Origin of the sequence: Sulfitobacter sp. R18_1, from assembly GCF_017743915.1 — a bacterium.
In the GTDB taxonomy this organism is placed as follows: domain Bacteria; phylum Pseudomonadota; class Alphaproteobacteria; order Rhodobacterales; family Rhodobacteraceae; genus Sulfitobacter; species Sulfitobacter faviae.
Window position 1 is genome coordinate 192,086 of sequence record NZ_JAGHRG010000006.1, and the last position, 14,499, is coordinate 206,584.

At 63.0% G+C, this 14,499-nt stretch carries 15 protein-coding genes; 2 read left to right on the plus strand and 13 right to left on the minus strand.

Going from position 1 to position 14,499, the window contains the following annotated elements; translation table 11 throughout:
• Positions 1 to 26: 26 nt before the first annotated feature.
• From J7392_RS13535 to cysG, 5 genes are read right to left on the minus strand one after another with little or no spacing between them, the layout of a single operon-like run.
• Positions 27 to 458, minus strand: a complete 432-nt coding sequence (locus J7392_RS13535) for a DUF934 domain-containing protein (RefSeq protein ID WP_209218044.1) — start codon at positions 456 to 458, stop codon at positions 27 to 29.
• Complete coding sequence (locus J7392_RS13540; protein WP_247744580.1) at positions 455 to 1,246, minus strand: phosphoadenylyl-sulfate reductase; 792 nt, start codon at positions 1,244 to 1,246, stop codon at positions 455 to 457. The genes J7392_RS13535 and J7392_RS13540 overlap by 4 nt, the downstream gene beginning before the upstream one ends.
• Positions 1,236 to 2,912, minus strand: a complete 1,677-nt coding sequence (locus J7392_RS13545; protein WP_209218045.1) for a nitrite/sulfite reductase — start codon at positions 2,910 to 2,912, stop codon at positions 1,236 to 1,238. The genes J7392_RS13540 and J7392_RS13545 overlap by 11 nt, the downstream gene beginning before the upstream one ends.
• A complete protein-coding gene (locus J7392_RS13550; protein WP_136720162.1) occupies positions 2,912 to 3,208 on the minus strand; it encodes a DUF2849 domain-containing protein in 297 nt (98 codons plus the stop codon). Before J7392_RS13550 ends, J7392_RS13545 begins: the two co-directional genes overlap by 1 nt.
• A 1-nt stretch (position 3,209) precedes the next feature.
• Complete coding sequence (gene cysG, locus J7392_RS13555; RefSeq protein WP_209218046.1) at positions 3,210 to 4,604, minus strand: siroheme synthase CysG; 1,395 nt, start codon at positions 4,602 to 4,604, stop codon at positions 3,210 to 3,212.
• A gap of 144 nt (positions 4,605 to 4,748) precedes the next feature.
• Here cysG and J7392_RS13560 point away from each other — a divergent pair, with 144 nt between their 5' ends.
• Positions 4,749 to 5,210, plus strand: coding sequence for an Lrp/AsnC family transcriptional regulator (locus tag J7392_RS13560; RefSeq protein WP_067265010.1), 462 nt, complete (start codon positions 4,749 to 4,751; stop codon positions 5,208 to 5,210).
• Between the two features lie 40 nt (positions 5,211 to 5,250).
• Here J7392_RS13560 and tpiA read toward each other — a convergent pair whose 3' ends face one another.
• From tpiA to J7392_RS13600, 8 genes are all read right to left on the minus strand, one after another.
• Entirely contained in the window at positions 5,251 to 6,000 is a 750-nt protein-coding gene (gene tpiA, locus J7392_RS13565) for a triose-phosphate isomerase (protein ID WP_209218047.1), read from the minus strand.
• Positions 6,001 to 6,083: 83 nt separating this feature from the next.
• Entirely contained in the window at positions 6,084 to 6,446 is a 363-nt protein-coding gene (locus tag J7392_RS13570; protein WP_067265014.1) for an iron-sulfur cluster assembly accessory protein, read from the minus strand.
• A 53-nt stretch (positions 6,447 to 6,499) separates the two neighbouring features.
• Positions 6,500 to 7,213, minus strand: a complete 714-nt coding sequence (locus tag J7392_RS13575; RefSeq protein ID WP_209218048.1) for a DUF3307 domain-containing protein — start codon at positions 7,211 to 7,213, stop codon at positions 6,500 to 6,502.
• Between the two features lie 113 nt (positions 7,214 to 7,326).
• Positions 7,327 to 7,944: a hypothetical protein gene (locus J7392_RS13580; RefSeq protein WP_209218049.1), complete on the minus strand. Its 618-nt coding sequence runs from the start codon at positions 7,942 to 7,944 to the stop codon at positions 7,327 to 7,329.
• A gap of 117 nt (positions 7,945 to 8,061) precedes the next feature.
• Positions 8,062 to 9,273, minus strand: coding sequence for a glycerophosphodiester phosphodiesterase family protein (locus J7392_RS13585; protein ID WP_209218050.1), 1,212 nt, complete (start codon positions 9,271 to 9,273; stop codon positions 8,062 to 8,064).
• Between the two features lie 187 nt (positions 9,274 to 9,460).
• Positions 9,461 to 9,823 carry an SUF system Fe-S cluster assembly protein gene (locus J7392_RS13590; protein ID WP_209218051.1) on the minus strand — a complete coding sequence of 121 codons (363 nt, stop codon included), beginning with the start codon at positions 9,821 to 9,823 and terminating at the stop codon, positions 9,461 to 9,463.
• A 93-nt stretch (positions 9,824 to 9,916) separates the two neighbouring features.
• A complete protein-coding gene (gene rimK, locus J7392_RS13595) occupies positions 9,917 to 11,299 on the minus strand; it encodes a 30S ribosomal protein S6--L-glutamate ligase (RefSeq protein WP_209218052.1) in 1,383 nt (460 codons plus the stop codon).
• 68 nt (positions 11,300 to 11,367) lie between these two features.
• A complete protein-coding gene (locus J7392_RS13600; RefSeq protein WP_209218053.1) occupies positions 11,368 to 13,059 on the minus strand; it encodes a mechanosensitive ion channel domain-containing protein in 1,692 nt (563 codons plus the stop codon).
• Positions 13,060 to 13,353: 294 nt separating this feature from the next.
• Between J7392_RS13600 and tgt the strand changes: the two genes are divergently transcribed.
• Entirely contained in the window at positions 13,354 to 14,481 is a 1,128-nt protein-coding gene (tgt, locus tag J7392_RS13605; protein ID WP_209218054.1) for a tRNA guanosine(34) transglycosylase Tgt, read from the plus strand.
• Positions 14,482 to 14,499 lie beyond the last annotated feature (18 nt).

Sequence of the window (14,499 nt, forward strand, 5' to 3'; positions counted from 1 at the left end):
GGAAGGGGGGAGGGCAATGAAGCGGCCTATTTGGCCGCGGTCGCCGGTCCGGATGCGGCACCGCGCAGGCGGGACTGATAGTCATGGGCCTGCCAATCGGCGCGGGCCAGCCATTGGTCCTCAGGCTGGCGGGCGGCCAGATCCTCGTCGATCTCGACCTCATCGAACCCGGCGCGGCGGGCCATGGCATATTGATCGGCCAGCACATGCCCACGGGCGCGCAGGCGGCCCTTGTAGCCGCGCAAGCGCAGGACGCGGGCGATGGTAAAGCCGCGCCCATCCGCGAAAGAGGGAAAATCGACGCGGATCATCTCAAGCGCCGGGGTCAGCGTGAGGGCATGGGCATCGGCGTCAGAGGCCAGATCGACGGCGCGGCAATCGTTCGCGGCGCCATCCTCGCGATAGCCTTGGGTCCAGTCGTCGGCGGTGAAGCCTGTGTCGGTGACGAGTACGCTCATGATTTGTCTCCTGTTCGGACCACTTTGCCGTTCACAAAATGGATGCCGCATTCTTCTTTGTTCTGATCGCGCCAGCGCCCCGCGCGCGGGTCTTCGCCCGGGGCCACGGGCGAGGTGCAGGGCGCGCAGCCGATCGATGGGTAGCCTTTGGCCACCAGCGGATGCCGGGGCAGGCGGTTTTCGGTGATGTAGTCGGCCACATCGGAATTGGCCCAATAGGCCAGCGGGTTCACTTTGATCCGGGGTGCTGCACCGTCTTTGGGGACCTCGGTCTCGAAAAACTCCAAGGTCGCGCGGCTGCCCGATTGAAAACGTTTACGTCCGGTGATCCAGCCGTCATAGCCCGCCAGCGCGCTTTGCAGGGGCCGGGTCTTGCGCAGGGCGCAGCAGGCATCGGTGTCATACTGATGCAGCGTGCCATCGGGATCCTGTGCTGCGATCTCGGCGCTGCGCAGGGTGGTGACATTGCGCAGGCCGAGGCGCTCGCTCAGCTCCTGCTGGTAGACGAGGGTTTCGGCAAAGAGCATCTCGGTGTCGATGAAGAGCACCGGGATGTCCCGCGAGACCATGGAGGCGAGGTGCAACAGCGCCACTGATTCCGCGCCGAAGCTGGAGACGAGGGTAAGGTTCTCGATCTCCGCATCGGCGCGGCGGATCACATCCGTCGCCCCGTGGTGGCGCAACTCGGCGTTGAGCCGTGCCACCTTTTCCTCGACCGCGCGCAGCCCCTCGGGGGGCGGCGCATCGGTATTTGAGAAAGGATGAAGTTCAGGGGTGTCAAGCGGCATTGGCTCGATCCTTCTCTGCCGCTTCGGGGTAGAGCACGGCTTTGAATGGCGCTAGGCCGAGACGGCGGTAGGCTTGCAAGAACGTCTCGCCGGGATCGTTGCGCAGGTCGAGATAGCCCCGCACGAGGCGTTCGATGGCGGGGATGATCTCCTCTGCCGAGAAGCCGGGGCCAGTGCGGGTGCCGAGGCTTGCGTCCTCGGTGCCGTCACCGCCAAGCGTGATCTGGTAGTTCTCTACGCCCGCGCGGTCGAGGCCGAGGATGCCGATATGGCCCACGTGGTGGTGGCCGCAGGCGTTGATGCAGCCGGAGATTTTGATCTTCAGCGGGCCCACGTCATGTTCGAGCTTCAGCTCGTCGAAACGGGTGGCGATTTCCTGCGCGATGGGGATGGAACGCGCGGTGGCCAGCGCGCAGTAATCCATGCCGGGGCAGGCGATGATGTCGGAGATCAGCCCGATGTTGGCGGTGGCGAGTTTCGCCTCTTTCAGCGCGGCGTGCAGTTCGGGCAGGTCGCTGCGGTGCACATGGGGCAGGATCACGTTCTGCTCATGGCTGATGCGCAGCTCGTCATGGCCAAAGCGGCGGGCGAGGTCGGCCATCACGCGCATCTGGTCTGCCGTCGCGTCGCCCGGCGTGGCGCCATGGGCCTTGAGGCTGATCGAGACGATGGCATAGCCCGGCGCGCGGTGCTGGGCGAGGTTGGTGTCGGCCCAGGCGCGGAAGACCGGATCGTTGGTATAGGCGGATTCGTAAGCCGCGAGGGATGCGGTTTTGAATTGCGGCGCTGCAAAGTCGGCTTCGATGCGCGAGAGCATTTGCTGGTCGACGCCGGTGAACTGGTCGCGGATCAGCGCATATTGCGCATCGACCCGGGCGCGGATGTCTTCGATGCCGTTCTCGTGGACGGTGATCTTGATGCGCGCCTTGTACTTGTTGTCGCGGCGGCCCAGCACGTTGTAGACGCTGACGATGGCTTCGAGCGTGGGCAGCAGATCGTCGGCGCTGACAAATTCATAGAGCACCTTGCCGATCATCGGGGTGCGGCCAAGACCGCCGCCGACGATGACTTCGAAACCCTGTTCGCCGTCACGCTCGACGATGCGCAGGCCGATGTCATGGGCTTTGATTACCGCACGGTCGGCGGCGGCGCCGGTGACGGCGACCTTGAACTTGCGCGGCAGGAACTGGAACTCGGGGTGGTCGGTGGACCACTGGCGGATCAGTTCGGCCACGGGGCGGGGATCGGCGACCTCATCGGCGGCGGCCCCGGCGAAATGATCCGCCGTCACGTTGCGGATCGTGTTGCCGGAGGTCTGGATCGCATGCAGTTTCACCTCGGCCAAGGCATCAAGCATGTCGGGCACGTCGCGGAGCTCGGGCCAGTTGTACTGGATGTTCTGACGCGTGGTGAAGTGGCCGTAGCCCTTGTCCCACCGCTCGGCGATATAGGCGAGTTGCTCCATCTGGGCACTGTTCAGCGTGCCATAGGGGATCGCCACCCGCAGCATATAGGCGTGCAGTTGCAGGTAGAGCCCGTTCATCAGGCGCAGGGGTTTGAACTCATCCTCGGTGAGCGAGCCGTCGATGCGGCGCTCGACTTGGGCGCGGAACTGGGCGTTGCGCTCGGCGAGGAATTTGTCGTCGAATTCGGTGTAGCTGTACATCAGACGGTCTCCTGTTTGCCGTGGGCGTAATTCGAGGGGCCGGTGGCGCGGAACTCTTCGCGGAAATGGGTGGGGCGGGGGCCGCCTGCTTCGGGGGCCACATCGGCAAGGTAGACGCCGACGACCAAGTCTTGTTGGCTCAGCGCGTCGATCAAGCGCAAGTCGGCGTCGGCCTCATCGGTGAGGACTTCGGCCTCACTGAGCTTGCGGGTCCAGCCGGTGGCGGTTTGATAGACGACATCGCCTTCGAGCAGCGCATTGGCGGTGATGACCTTGGGGGTGAAGGGTTTGGGCATGTCAGGCCAGCTCCTCTAGCGGGGTTTCGGTGGCAACTTGGACGGCGGCGCGCGGGGCGAGGCCGTAGAAGGTGAGCGCGGGGCCGGTCATTTCGGCATCGGCCAGATCGCGCGGCAGATCGTTCAGCGTGGTAGACAGCACCCGTTGATCGGCGCGCGAGGCGTTTTCGATCACGGTGACGGGTGTGGCGCGGTCGGCGCCGTGCATCAGCAGGCGGCCTTGGACAAAACGGGCGGATTTCTTGCCCATATAGATCGCGGCGACTTCATTCGGGCGCGCGAGGGCAGCCCAGTCGTGATCGGCGAAACCTTTCATGTCGTGACCCGTGAGGAAGCGGACTGAGGCATTGCGGCCCCGTTTGGTCAAGCTCTGCCCGATGCCCGCCACGGCGGCGGAGGCGGCGGTGATGCCGGGCACGATGTGCCAGCCGATGCCATGGGCGTCGACCGCGTCGATCTCTTCGTCGAGACGGCCAAAGACCGTGGCATCGCCGGATTTCAACCGCACCACCTGCGCGCCGCTTTGCGCGTGTTCGACCAGCAGGGCGTTGATGTGCTCTTGGGCCGTGGAGGCGCCGAAACCCTCTTTGCCGACGTCGATCATCAGTGCCTCGCGGCGGGCGAGTTCGAGGATCTCGGGGCTGATCAGCCGGTCGTAGATCACCACATCGGCCTCATCCAACGCGCGGCGGGCCTTGAGCGTCAGCAGTTCCGGGTCGCCCGGGCCACCGCCGACAAAGGCCACATGGCCAGCGCGGGCTTTGCGGGTGAGGTGGGTGTGCAGCAGGGTTTTCAGCGCCGGGCGCACGGTATCCTTGCCCTCGGCCATGGCGCGGGGACCGGTGGCGAAATAATACTCCCGCCAGAAATCACGGCGCGCGCGGCCCATGGGCAGGGCATCGGCCAGCTTGCGAAAACCTTTGCCGATGCGCGCCAGCGGGCCGAGGGTGACGGGCAGACGCTCTTCCAGATCGGCCTTGATGGCGCGGGCCAGCACCGGGGCGGCGCCTTCGGTGCCGATGGCCACGGTCACCGGATCGCGGTCGACGATGGCGGGGGTGATGAATTCGCTGTCGTGCAGGTTGTCGACGATGTTGACCAGCACGCCCGCCGCATGGGCCAGCGCGGCATTCTCGGCATCCAGCGTGTCATCTTCGTCCGCCGCGTAGAACAGCCGCGCGCCGGGGAGATCGGCGGCGGTGAGGGCGCGGTGGTGCAGGGTGAGCTTGCCCGCCGCTTGCCAATCTACGATCTCTGCCGCCGGGTCGGGGGCGAAGACATGCAGCGCCGCTTCGGTTTTCATCAGCAGACGCAGCTTGGCCAGAGCGGCTTCGCCGCCGCCAGAAAGGAGGATCTTTTGCCCGCGGGTGGCGAGGAAGATGGGAAAGTGATCCATGATGCGCCCTGTATTCTGTTTGACGTGGCCTCCTATATAGGAAATATTCCCGATAATTGGCTATATGCTGGCGCAGATAAGAACATGCGTTCGCTTTAGTCGCAGGTTGAGTATGAACGTCCTGTCGGGACGAGAGAGAAGAGAATGACTGTCCGAATTGATGAGACCGACCGGAAGATTTTGGCGCAGCTGCAACGGGATGCGAGCCAATCGCTGGACGATATTGCCCGTGAAGTGGGGTCTTCGAAAACGCCGGTGTGGAATCGGATACGCAAGCTGCGCGAAGCCGGGGTCATCGGCCAACAGACCGTGGTGCTGGATTCCGAAGCGCTCGGGTTTGAGGCCTGTTTCTTTGTCCTGATCCGCACGTCAGAGCATGAGGCGGCTTGGCAGGCGGCGTTTTTGCAGGCGTTGAAAGACCGGCCCGAGGTGCAGGAGGCGCACCGTCTGGCGGGGGATATCGACTATATCCTGAAGGTGCGGGTCAAGAACGCGCGGGCCTATGATGTCTTTTATCAGGCGCTGATTTCTGAGGTGAAAGTGCATAACGTCACGGCGCTTTTGTCGATGGAAGAGATCAAATCGACGACGATGCTGCCGTTGTAAGAGGGCGGGGCGGCGGGTGTCTTCGCCGCCCCGCATTGGCTTAGGACTGGGCGAGGGCCGTCACGATGGGCGCGAAATCCTCGGCCTTGAGGCTGGCCCCGCCGACCAACGCGCCATCGACGTTTTCGACGGCAAAGATTTCGACCGCATTGGCAGCCTTTACCGACCCGCCGTAGAGCAGGGGGAGCGCATTGCCGATCTCCGCGCCGAAACGGTCGATCAGGCGGGTGCGGATGAAGTCATGCACCTCTTTGATCTGCGCAATGCTGGGGACCTTGCCGGTGCCGATGGCCCAAATCGGCTCATAGGCGATAACGGTGTTCCCGGCCTCCACGGTATCGGGCAGGGAGCCGTCGAGCTGCGCGCCGATAATGTCGAGGGTCTGGCCCGCGTCCCGCTCAGCCTCGCTTTCGCCGATGCAGATGATGGCGGTGAGACCGGCACCCCATGCGGCAACAGCCTTGGCTTGCACATCGGCATCGGTCTCGCGGTGGGCATCGCGGCGCTCGGAATGGCCGAGGATCACATGGGTGGCCCCGCTGTCGGCAACCATCGCGGCAGAGATATCGCCGGTGTAGGCGCCCGCTTCTTCGGCATGGCAATCCTGTGCGCCGATCTGGATCGGGCTGCCATGGGTGGCGTCGGTGGCGCGAAAGAGGAGAGTGCTGGGCGGGCAGATCACGACCTGCGGCGGGTTGTCAGGCAGGCCGGTGGCAAGGCTGTGAAGCTCTGTCAGCGCGGCGGCGGTGCCGTTCATTTTCCAGTTGCCGGCGGCGATTTTGGGGCGCATCGGTTCCGTCCTGATCTGTTAATGTTGCCAGATCAGTTCGCAGGCCCGCGGCCTTTCGTCAAGGCCGGGGCCGATCAGCGCGCTTACTTCGCGCCGAGGCTTTCGTCGAATTTAATCGATTCGCCGCAGCCGCAGGCTTCGGTCACATTGGGATTGCGGAATTTGAAGCCGGACTCGAGCAGCGTGGTTTCATAGTCGATCTCGGTGCCGAAGAGGAACATCTGCGCCATGGGGGCGATCATCACCCGCGCGCCGTCTTGTTCGACCACCTCATCGTTGGGGTCGGTCGCTTCGACGTATTCCATGGTGTATTCCATGCCAGCACAGCCGCCTTTCTTGACGCCAATGCGCAGCCCGGCGTGGCCCGCCGATTGCATCAACTTCGCAATCTGGCCAGCGGCTTTGGGGGTCATGGTAACGGCTTGCTTGCCGGGAATGCCAAACATCACAAATCTCCTATGCGGCCAAGATAGGGGTGCGGCGCGGCGATCTCAAGCCGTCAGAAGGAATTCATTGCGGCCTTGGTGACGAAGGCGGCGATGAGCGCCCAGCCGAATGAGGCCAGCGTGCCGATAATGACGTATTCGCTGATCTTTTGGTTCTTTTTGACGGTGTCAAAGCGCAGGATCGACTTTGCCGCGATGAGGAAACCGATGCCCGCAGGCTCTCCGATCATGACCATGAGGAAGATCAACGCGCGTTCCAGCAAGCCGATCATCCGGCCCGCATTCTCCAGCCCATCCGGTTGGGCCTGCGCCTTGTGTGTCAGCATCAAACCACCCACGGCGGGACCGCCTGCGAGCGTTGCAGTGACCAGCCCCGCGATGAACAGGGCAGGCGGGATGAGCGCGCTGCTGTGGTCGGCCCAGATGCCGCTGGCAAAGGCGTCGGGGGCATAGTGGACAAGGGCCACGATGGTGATGAGATGGGCGATCTGGTCGCTAAGGTAGGGCCAGAGCCGGTCGCGCTGCCGCTCTGGCACGGCGTAGGTCTTGAGCGCGTCGATCGCGATATGGGCGAGGGCCAGCAATGCGGCGGGGATCAGGCTGCCGCCGAGGGCCAGCGTTGTCAGGCCAAAGACGATAGCGCCGTGCAGCAATAGCACCCCCGGCTTGCGCTTGGCGGCGACCATGGCATTGGTTTGAAAAACGAAATCGGCCAGCAAGTGAGCGATCAGGCAGGCGAGAGCGGTGGCGATGGCCTGTTCGGTCATAGAAATTCCGGTAGTTGGTGATGGCGTCCATTTGAAAAGCCATGGCGAGCCGGGGCAAGCGTTTTCTTATGGTATTAAGCAGCCTAATTTGGCTGTAATTTGATAAAACAGGCTTAAAGGGCTGTTTTATGCATTTCCAGAACCTCGCAGACCTCCCGCAACTCATCGATCCCCGCCGCCTCCACATGGCCCTGCACGCTCTGCTGCGTCAGGTCAAACTGCCTCGCAAGCTCTGCTTGGACGGGCGGCTCGGGGGCCAGCATGTAATAGGCGACATCGGCTTGGCGCTTGGTCCAGCCGCCCGCGATCCGGTCGGCGAGGGGCAGGGCCGTGCGCAGGGCGAGGTGGGCGTCGGGCGCGTGCATGCGTCGCGCGCGGGGCAGGTTGTCGAGCGCGTGGCCGGAGCTGACCAGTGCCGCTCCATCCGCGCGAGATAGGTCGCCCCCCGCGAAATGCGCGGGGCCGATACCGATGCCAAAGCGGGTGTCGGCGGTCTTGCCGCAGCGGCGCACGGTGGCGCGTAGGACGAGGGCTGCGCGGAAGGTGAAAGTGGGGGCCACGGCCATCTGCCAGCCATCTCCGCGAAAACGGGTCATCCGGGCGGGCTGGCCTTGCCAAGCAGTCAGCGCCTCGGAGGCGTCATCGAGGCGCGCGAAAATGGCATCCAACTCCGCCCGGCTCATCGCGGAGGATTTCACGATATCGCCGGTAAAAATTGCCCAAGTTTCCATGGCTTGCCCCTTGTTTCCCGCAATGTCGCAGGAAGGCGAAATCCATGCAAGCCCGGCCACGGAAAAGGGCCGCCCGAAAGGGGGCGGCCCTGATGGCGTTTTAACGGCTAGGACCGATCAGAGGCCCATGCAGTTCGCATAATAGGTCACGGTCGCGGGCCAGTCAGAGAAGACACCGGCCACGCCCACGTCTTGGGCCAGCACATCCAGCGCCACCAGATAGTCGCTGTCGTCTTTCACGATGTCATTGACCGACTGGAAGTACCAACCACCACCGGAGGCGAGCGGGCCGGAGCGCTCCAGCGTCCATGCGATCAGGGTCAGCCCTGCTTCTTTCGCGGCCATGGCGTATTCGGATGCGGCGATGGCGCCGTCCTTATTGGTCAGCATCATGTTGAGCGAGGGGGCGAGGTAGTTCACGCCCTTGGCTTTCAGATCGGCGAAATCTTCGGCCCAAGTCTCGGGGTTTTGCTCATCGAAACCGTCGGACCATTGCACCAGATAGACGGCCTGCTTACCGAATTCGGGTGTGTTCTCAACCCAGTACAGTACGTCTTCGAGGTTGAAGGACTGCGGCCAAACGTCGGAGGCGGGAATGCCTGCGGCGACATATTCATCCACCAGCTTCTGCGCGTAGTCTTCCTGAGAGAAACCCTCGTGCGGCATCTCGACGGAGGGGGATTTCAGCTCAGGCGTGAACTTGGCGCCCAGAGATTTGAACAGTTCAATCGATTCCGCATGGGTCATCAGATCGGCCTTGTCGCTGTAAAGCTCGGTGCGCCAATTCGCGACACCGCCCTGATAGTCTTCGGCGGTGGTGGCGGTCTTGTCGGCGCTGTCCATCTTGGGCGTCAGAGTGCGGAACTCGGCCAAGGTAATGTCAGAGGTGCGGCATTCGGCGCTGGCGGGCGTGTCACCTGACGCGGCGGTGAAGCCGGTGGTGCATTTCTCGGCCAGATCGGAGACAAGGATGTTCGTCGTTGTGTGCAGGTCGTTCTGCGCGTGGCGGCAGACCAGCTCATGATCGGCGGTAAAGGTCACGTCGCATTCCAAGATGCCCGCGCCCATACGCGCGGCGGCAACGTTGGATTGCACGGTATGCTCAGGAAACATCAGCGGCGCGCCACGGTGGCCGATGGAGAAATCGGTTTTGGTGGCGTCTTGCCCCATGCAGGAGGCCAGCTTGTCCTTCAATGCGCCCTCGGGCAGCTTGTCCACCAGATAGGCCGGGCGGGGGCCGTATTCGACCGGGGTCGCGGCAGCATCGGCCTGGGCCAGCGCCATGCCGGGCGCGAGGGCCAGAGCGGCGAGAGAAACAAGTGTTCGCATAATGTTATCCGTTCGTGAATGAAGTTCTGGGGCTTCTATGGGTGCCCGATGTAACGGTTTCACGACCGGATCATGTCAGTCAAATGAACAATCCACGGCAGCCCCGCTCGGCGGGATGCGGCCAAAAGAAAACGCCGTCGATGCCCTGCATCGACGGCGTCTGTTCTTCGCTTTGTAAAGCTCGCGCTTACATGAAGCCCAGTTCAAGGCGGGCTTCATCCGACATCATATCCATGCCCCAAGGCGGCTCCCAAACCAGTGCCACATTGACCTGCTTGACCCCGGCGATCGGCTCAACCGCATCGGCAACCCAGCCGGGCATCTCACCGGCCACGGGGCAGCCGGGCGCGGTCAGCGACATCTTGATGTCGACTTCATTCTCGTCGTTGATGTCGATGGTGTAGATCAGCCCCAGTTCATAGATATTCACCGGGATCTCAGGGTCATAGACCGTGCGACAAGCCTCAACGACCTGCTCGTATAGCGGGTGATCGGTGGAGGAGGGCGCAATCAGCGGTGTCCCTTCGAGCGGTTGGGTCTGTTCGGTCATCTCTTGCCTCGCATCATTCTCGACGTTTTATATAGGGATTGCGGGCAGGGGCGTAAAGTGGGCCCAAGCCGGGCGGGGCCGATGCCGCCCCCGCTAGCCGCCTTTGCGACGCCGCGCGGGCTGTGGCTTCACCCGGGCTTCGATCTCATCATAGACCTTGCCGACGATGTCTTTCTTGGTGGCATTCTCGATCCCCTCAAACCCGGGGGAGGAGTTGACCTCAAGCACTTTCGGCCCGCTTTCCGAGCGCAGCAGATCGACCCCGGCGATGCCGAGGCCAAAGGCCCGGGCGGCACGCACGGCGGTATCGCGTTCCTCTTTCGAGATGCGCACAACCTTGGCCGACCCGCCCCGGTGCAGGTTCGAGCGGAAGTCCCCCTCGGCGCCCGTGCGTTTCATGGAGGCCACGACCTTGCCCGCCACCACGAGGCTGCGGATGTCCTCACCGGCGGCTTCCTTGACGAAGTCCTGCACGAGGAAGTTGGCGCGCAGGCCACGGAAGGCGTCGATCACACTCTCTGCGGCCTTCTTGGTTTCCGCCAACACGACGCCCTTGCCTTGGGTCGATTCCAGCAGCTTCACAATCAGCGGCGCGGTGCCCACCAACGCCATCAGGTTGGAGGTGTCTTTCGGCGATGCGGCAAAGGCCGTGGTCGGCATGCCGATCTTTTTCGCGGCCAAGACCTGATGCGCGTGCAGCTTGTCGCGGCTCGCGGTGATCCCGGCAGAGCCGTTGACGCAATAGGTGCCGATCGTCTCGAACTGGCGGATGACGGCGGTGCCATAGGGGGTGATGGACGCGCCAATGCGTGGGATCACGGCGTCATAGCGCGGAAGGCGCTTGCCGTCGTAATGCACCTCGGGGGCGAGTTGGTTGATCGCCATATAGCAACGCGTGGTGTCGATCACCTCAACCACATGGCCGCGCGCTTCGCCCACTTCGACCAGACGGCGGGTGGAATAGTTGTCTTCCCGGCTCAGCACCGCGATGCGCAGCGCCCGCTGCGGCGCTTTGTGGCGCAGGCTGGCGGTGTGGTAAACGTCGTAATTCAGGTCAGGTTGCAGCCGTCGTTCGGTTGCGGAGATGTTGATATGTTCGGTCAGCGCCTGACGGCCCAGCAGCATGCGGCTGGTCATGGTGCCCCGGTTGGTCAGGGTCACGTCGATGGGCCAGCTTTGGCCGCCGACCTCAAGCGTGGTGGCGATGACGAAACGTTGCTCAGACTCGCCGTTGGAAGAGGTCACCTCGCGCCGGTCGATGATCGGGGCGGAACAGGTGATCGAGATATCCTCGCGCCCGGCGATGGGATGCACGTTGAATCGCACCTTGGGTTTAGAGGCGGGGCCGAAAACTTCGATGTCATGGGCATGCAGCGCCGAGGTGCGCGCGCCGGTGTCGACTTTGGCTTTGATCGCGGGCAGGCCAAGATCGGGCAGGGCAACCCATTCTTCCCAACCAAATGTGAGTTTTTCCATTGCCTGCTCCTTGGGTCATTGGTCTGCCTGCCTAACCTGCGGCAGGGGCTGCATCAAGCGGCGCGATGTCAGGGGGTGCCCATATCCGCAGGGGCGGGGGGCAACATGCGGACGTCGTCTTCTTTCTCCATCCGCGCGGCGGCGGCAAGAAGTTCCTCACGCACGCGGCATTCGATATCCCAAAAGGTGGCGGCATTGTCGGTGGGCAACTCGAAGCGCACCTTGATGCCAAAGGCATCTTGGTCGAGCACATGCACCTTGGCCTTGTCCATCGGTTTGACGTCATCGGGGTCTTCGCGGGCCAAGAGGTCAAAAAACACGCGGCGCAGTGCTGCCACATCAGCGTTTTGCGACAGGGTCAGAATGATGGGGCGCACCATGGCGTGATCCTCGATCGACCAGTTTTCAAAAGCGTCGGAGACGAAATAGCTGACCGGCACGATCAGCCGGGTGCCATTCCAGTTGAGCAGTTGCACGTAAGTAAAGTGAATTTGCTCGACCGTGCAGAAATGCCCTTCGAAGATCAGCTGATCCCCGATCCGTGCAGAACGGTTCAGCGCGATCTGGATGGAGGCGAGGATATTTCCCAAAACCTCACGCGCGGCGAAACCCAAGACGATGGTCACCGCACCGGCAGAGGCCAGCAGCGACAGGCCAAGGGTGTTGTCCGCATTGCTGGAAACGAGGATCACCCCTGAGGCCACCAGCACGGCGATTACGATCACCCCTTTACGCGCCGCCGCGATTGTCGTGGCGATAGAGCGCATATGGGCGTTCATCGGATCGGCAAGCTCATAGGCGTTGTTGGGGCTGATCCGGTCAAAGATCTCGTCAAAGGTAAAGACAATGGCGAGGGCGGCGGCGGTAACATAGGCGATCAGCAAAATCGGGCTCAGCACCGCGTCGATAAAGCCCGAGACAACCAAGACCCTGCTGGTGGCCGTGCCGATGATCGCCGCGCAAAGCACGATGGCGGCGGGCCAGCGGAAGGAGCGCAGCACAAAGCGCATCCAGCGGCGTTTGGCGGCCTGCCCGAGGCGGCGCATGATGCTAAAGGCGAACCAACCGGCTGTTAGCGCGACGACGACCAGCAGGGGCAGGAACAGCACCTCCCACAGATACATGCCCCAAAAGGCGCGGATGCGCAGCCAGTCGGGCAGCATCGTCTCAAGGTCCGTCGGCCCATACTGCGCGTGAAGATGCGGAATGTTGTCGATGCTCTGGCGCGAGAAGACCCAGACCGGTTCGGCATCCTCACCGGGTTTGATCCGGTTGAGCCGCAGTGGCACGTCATGGCCGCCCAGTTCCAGCCTATCGATCAAGAGCGAGCGGCGCACGCGCCCCGTGTCATTGTCCTCGGCCGAGCCTGAGAGCCAGCCGTCGGGCCGGTCTGCCAACCTGCGCCATGGCACGACGACCTTGCGCTCCATCAGGACGGAAAGTTGAAAAGCGCGCTCGGCCCCGATAACCGCCTGATCCCCTTGGGGCAGGTCTGACAGGTCAAGGATATGGGCCGCGTCCGAATAGTGCCCATTGTCAGTGAGGTAGATGAAACTTTCTAACGCCGCCATTGGCGTACCGCGGTCCAGCGTCTCAGGCGGGGGCGGTAGGCCGGGGTTCAGCTCGGTCGTTTGAAACCATTTCTCCTGCGCCTGCCCGGTGGCGGCCCCCGTCAGCAGCGCAATCGCCAGCACGAAGGCCCCCAGAAAACGAGGAAACACAGTCGCGAAAGCGCGTGAGAGTAAGGCAAGCCGCTGCATGGATAGCGCAATGTAGCGGGGGTTCGGGCAATTCAAGGCTGCGCGGCGCTTTGAAACGCTATTTGCGGGCTTTGGGCTGCGTTGGGCTTGCGCGTAGCGAGCCGCGCATAGTTGGATTGCGGCCTTCAAAGCCTGCGCAGGAATGCGTTGGGGGGGATTAAGTGGCGACGACCAAGCCCTAAGCCCGTTATCCTTTGAACGATACCATTCTCATGCAATCTGAGCTATTTCGGCTTTATTGCATGTTTCCCGCCACTGGTTTATCGCGCCAGTCGCAGGCAGAGAGGGCAGCGTATGACCAGTACCGGATTCACCAAACACGCGCAGGACGGCAAGGCACGCAGTGGCGTGATCCAGACCCCGCGCGGCGAGATCCGCACGCCCGCCTTCATGCCGGTGGGCACAGCGGCGACGGTCAAGGCGATGATGCCCGAAAGCGTGGCCTCCACCGGCGCGGATATCCTGTTGGGCAATACCTACCACTTGATGCTGCGCCCCACGGCAGAGCGGGTGGCCGCCTTAGGCGGGCTGCATAAGTTCATGAACTGGGACATGCCGATCCTGACGGACAGTGGCGGCTTTCAGGTGATGAGCCTTGCCGGGCTGCGCAAGCTGACCGAACGTGGCGTGACCTTCAAAAGCCATATCGACGGCTCCAAGCATGAGATCACGCCGGAACGCTCGATGGAGATTCAGGAGCTTCTGGGTTCCGACATTGTCATGTGTTTCGATGAATGCCCGGCGCTGCCCGCCGACCGGGACCGCATCGCCGAAAGCATGCGTCTGTCGATGCGTTGGGCCAAGCGTAGCCGGGAGGCCTTTGGCGACCGCCCCGGTCACATGCTGTTCGGCATCCAGCAAGGCGGGTTGGAAGAAGACTTCCGCCAAGAAAGCGCCGAGGCGCTGCGCGAGATCGGCTTTGACGGCTATGCCGTCGGTGGTCTGGCCGTGGGGGAGGGGCAGCAGGCGATGTTCTCCACCTTGGATTTCTCGACCGATATGCTGCCCGAGGACAAGCCGCGCTACCTGATGGGCGTGGGCAAACCCGACGATATCGTCGGTGCCGTGGCGCGCGGCATCGACATGATGGACTGTGTGCTGCCCTCCCGCTCTGGTCGCACGGGGCAGGTCTTTACCCGGAGGGGCGTGCTCAACATCAAGAACGCGCGGCATCAGGATGATCCGCGCCCGCTGGATGAGAATTGCAGTTGCCCGGCCTGCCGCAACTATTCGCGCGCCTATCTGCATCACGTCTTCCGCAGCCAAGAGATCATCTCGTCCATGCTGCTGACATGGCACAACCTGCAATATTACCAAGACATCATGGCCGGCATGCGCGCAGCCATCGCGGCGGGGCGATTCACCCAATGGCAGGCCGATTTCCACGCAGGCCGCGAACAGGGCGACATCGACCCGCTCTGAAGGGCGGGGCGCTTCGCC

What these genes read in the sequence shown, in the direction of transcription:
- J7392_RS13540 (WP_247744580.1), bottom strand. Translation starts at nt 1,246, where the DNA reads ATGCCGCTTGACACCCCTGAACTTCATCCTTTCTCAAATACCGATGCG.
- J7392_RS13570 (WP_067265014.1), bottom strand. Translation starts at nt 6,446, where the DNA reads ATGTTTGGCATTCCCGGCAAGCAAGCCGTTACCATGACCCCCAAAGCC.
- J7392_RS13585 (WP_209218050.1), bottom strand. Translation starts at nt 9,273, where the DNA reads ATGCGAACACTTGTTTCTCTCGCCGCTCTGGCCCTCGCGCCCGGCATG.
- J7392_RS13560 (WP_067265010.1), top strand. Translation starts at nt 4,749, where the DNA reads ATGACTGTCCGAATTGATGAGACCGACCGGAAGATTTTGGCGCAGCTG.
- tpiA (WP_209218047.1), bottom strand. Translation starts at nt 6,000, where the DNA reads ATGCGCCCCAAAATCGCCGCCGGCAACTGGAAAATGAACGGCACCGCC.
- J7392_RS13545 (WP_209218045.1), bottom strand. Translation starts at nt 2,912, where the DNA reads ATGTACAGCTACACCGAATTCGACGACAAATTCCTCGCCGAGCGCAAC.
- J7392_RS13575 (WP_209218048.1), bottom strand. Translation starts at nt 7,213, where the DNA reads ATGACCGAACAGGCCATCGCCACCGCTCTCGCCTGCCTGATCGCTCAC.
- J7392_RS13580 (WP_209218049.1), bottom strand. Translation starts at nt 7,944, where the DNA reads ATGGAAACTTGGGCAATTTTTACCGGCGATATCGTGAAATCCTCCGCG.
- J7392_RS13590 (WP_209218051.1), bottom strand. Translation starts at nt 9,823, where the DNA reads ATGACCGAACAGACCCAACCGCTCGAAGGGACACCGCTGATTGCGCCC.
- J7392_RS13600 (WP_209218053.1), bottom strand. Translation starts at nt 13,059, where the DNA reads ATGCAGCGGCTTGCCTTACTCTCACGCGCTTTCGCGACTGTGTTTCCT.
- J7392_RS13550 (WP_136720162.1), bottom strand. Translation starts at nt 3,208, where the DNA reads ATGCCCAAACCCTTCACCCCCAAGGTCATCACCGCCAATGCGCTGCTC.
- tgt (WP_209218054.1), top strand. Translation starts at nt 13,354, where the DNA reads ATGACCAGTACCGGATTCACCAAACACGCGCAGGACGGCAAGGCACGC.
- rimK (WP_209218052.1), bottom strand. Translation starts at nt 11,299, where the DNA reads ATGGAAAAACTCACATTTGGTTGGGAAGAATGGGTTGCCCTGCCCGAT.
- cysG (WP_209218046.1), bottom strand. Translation starts at nt 4,604, where the DNA reads ATGGATCACTTTCCCATCTTCCTCGCCACCCGCGGGCAAAAGATCCTC.
- J7392_RS13535 (WP_209218044.1), bottom strand. Translation starts at nt 458, where the DNA reads ATGAGCGTACTCGTCACCGACACAGGCTTCACCGCCGACGACTGGACC.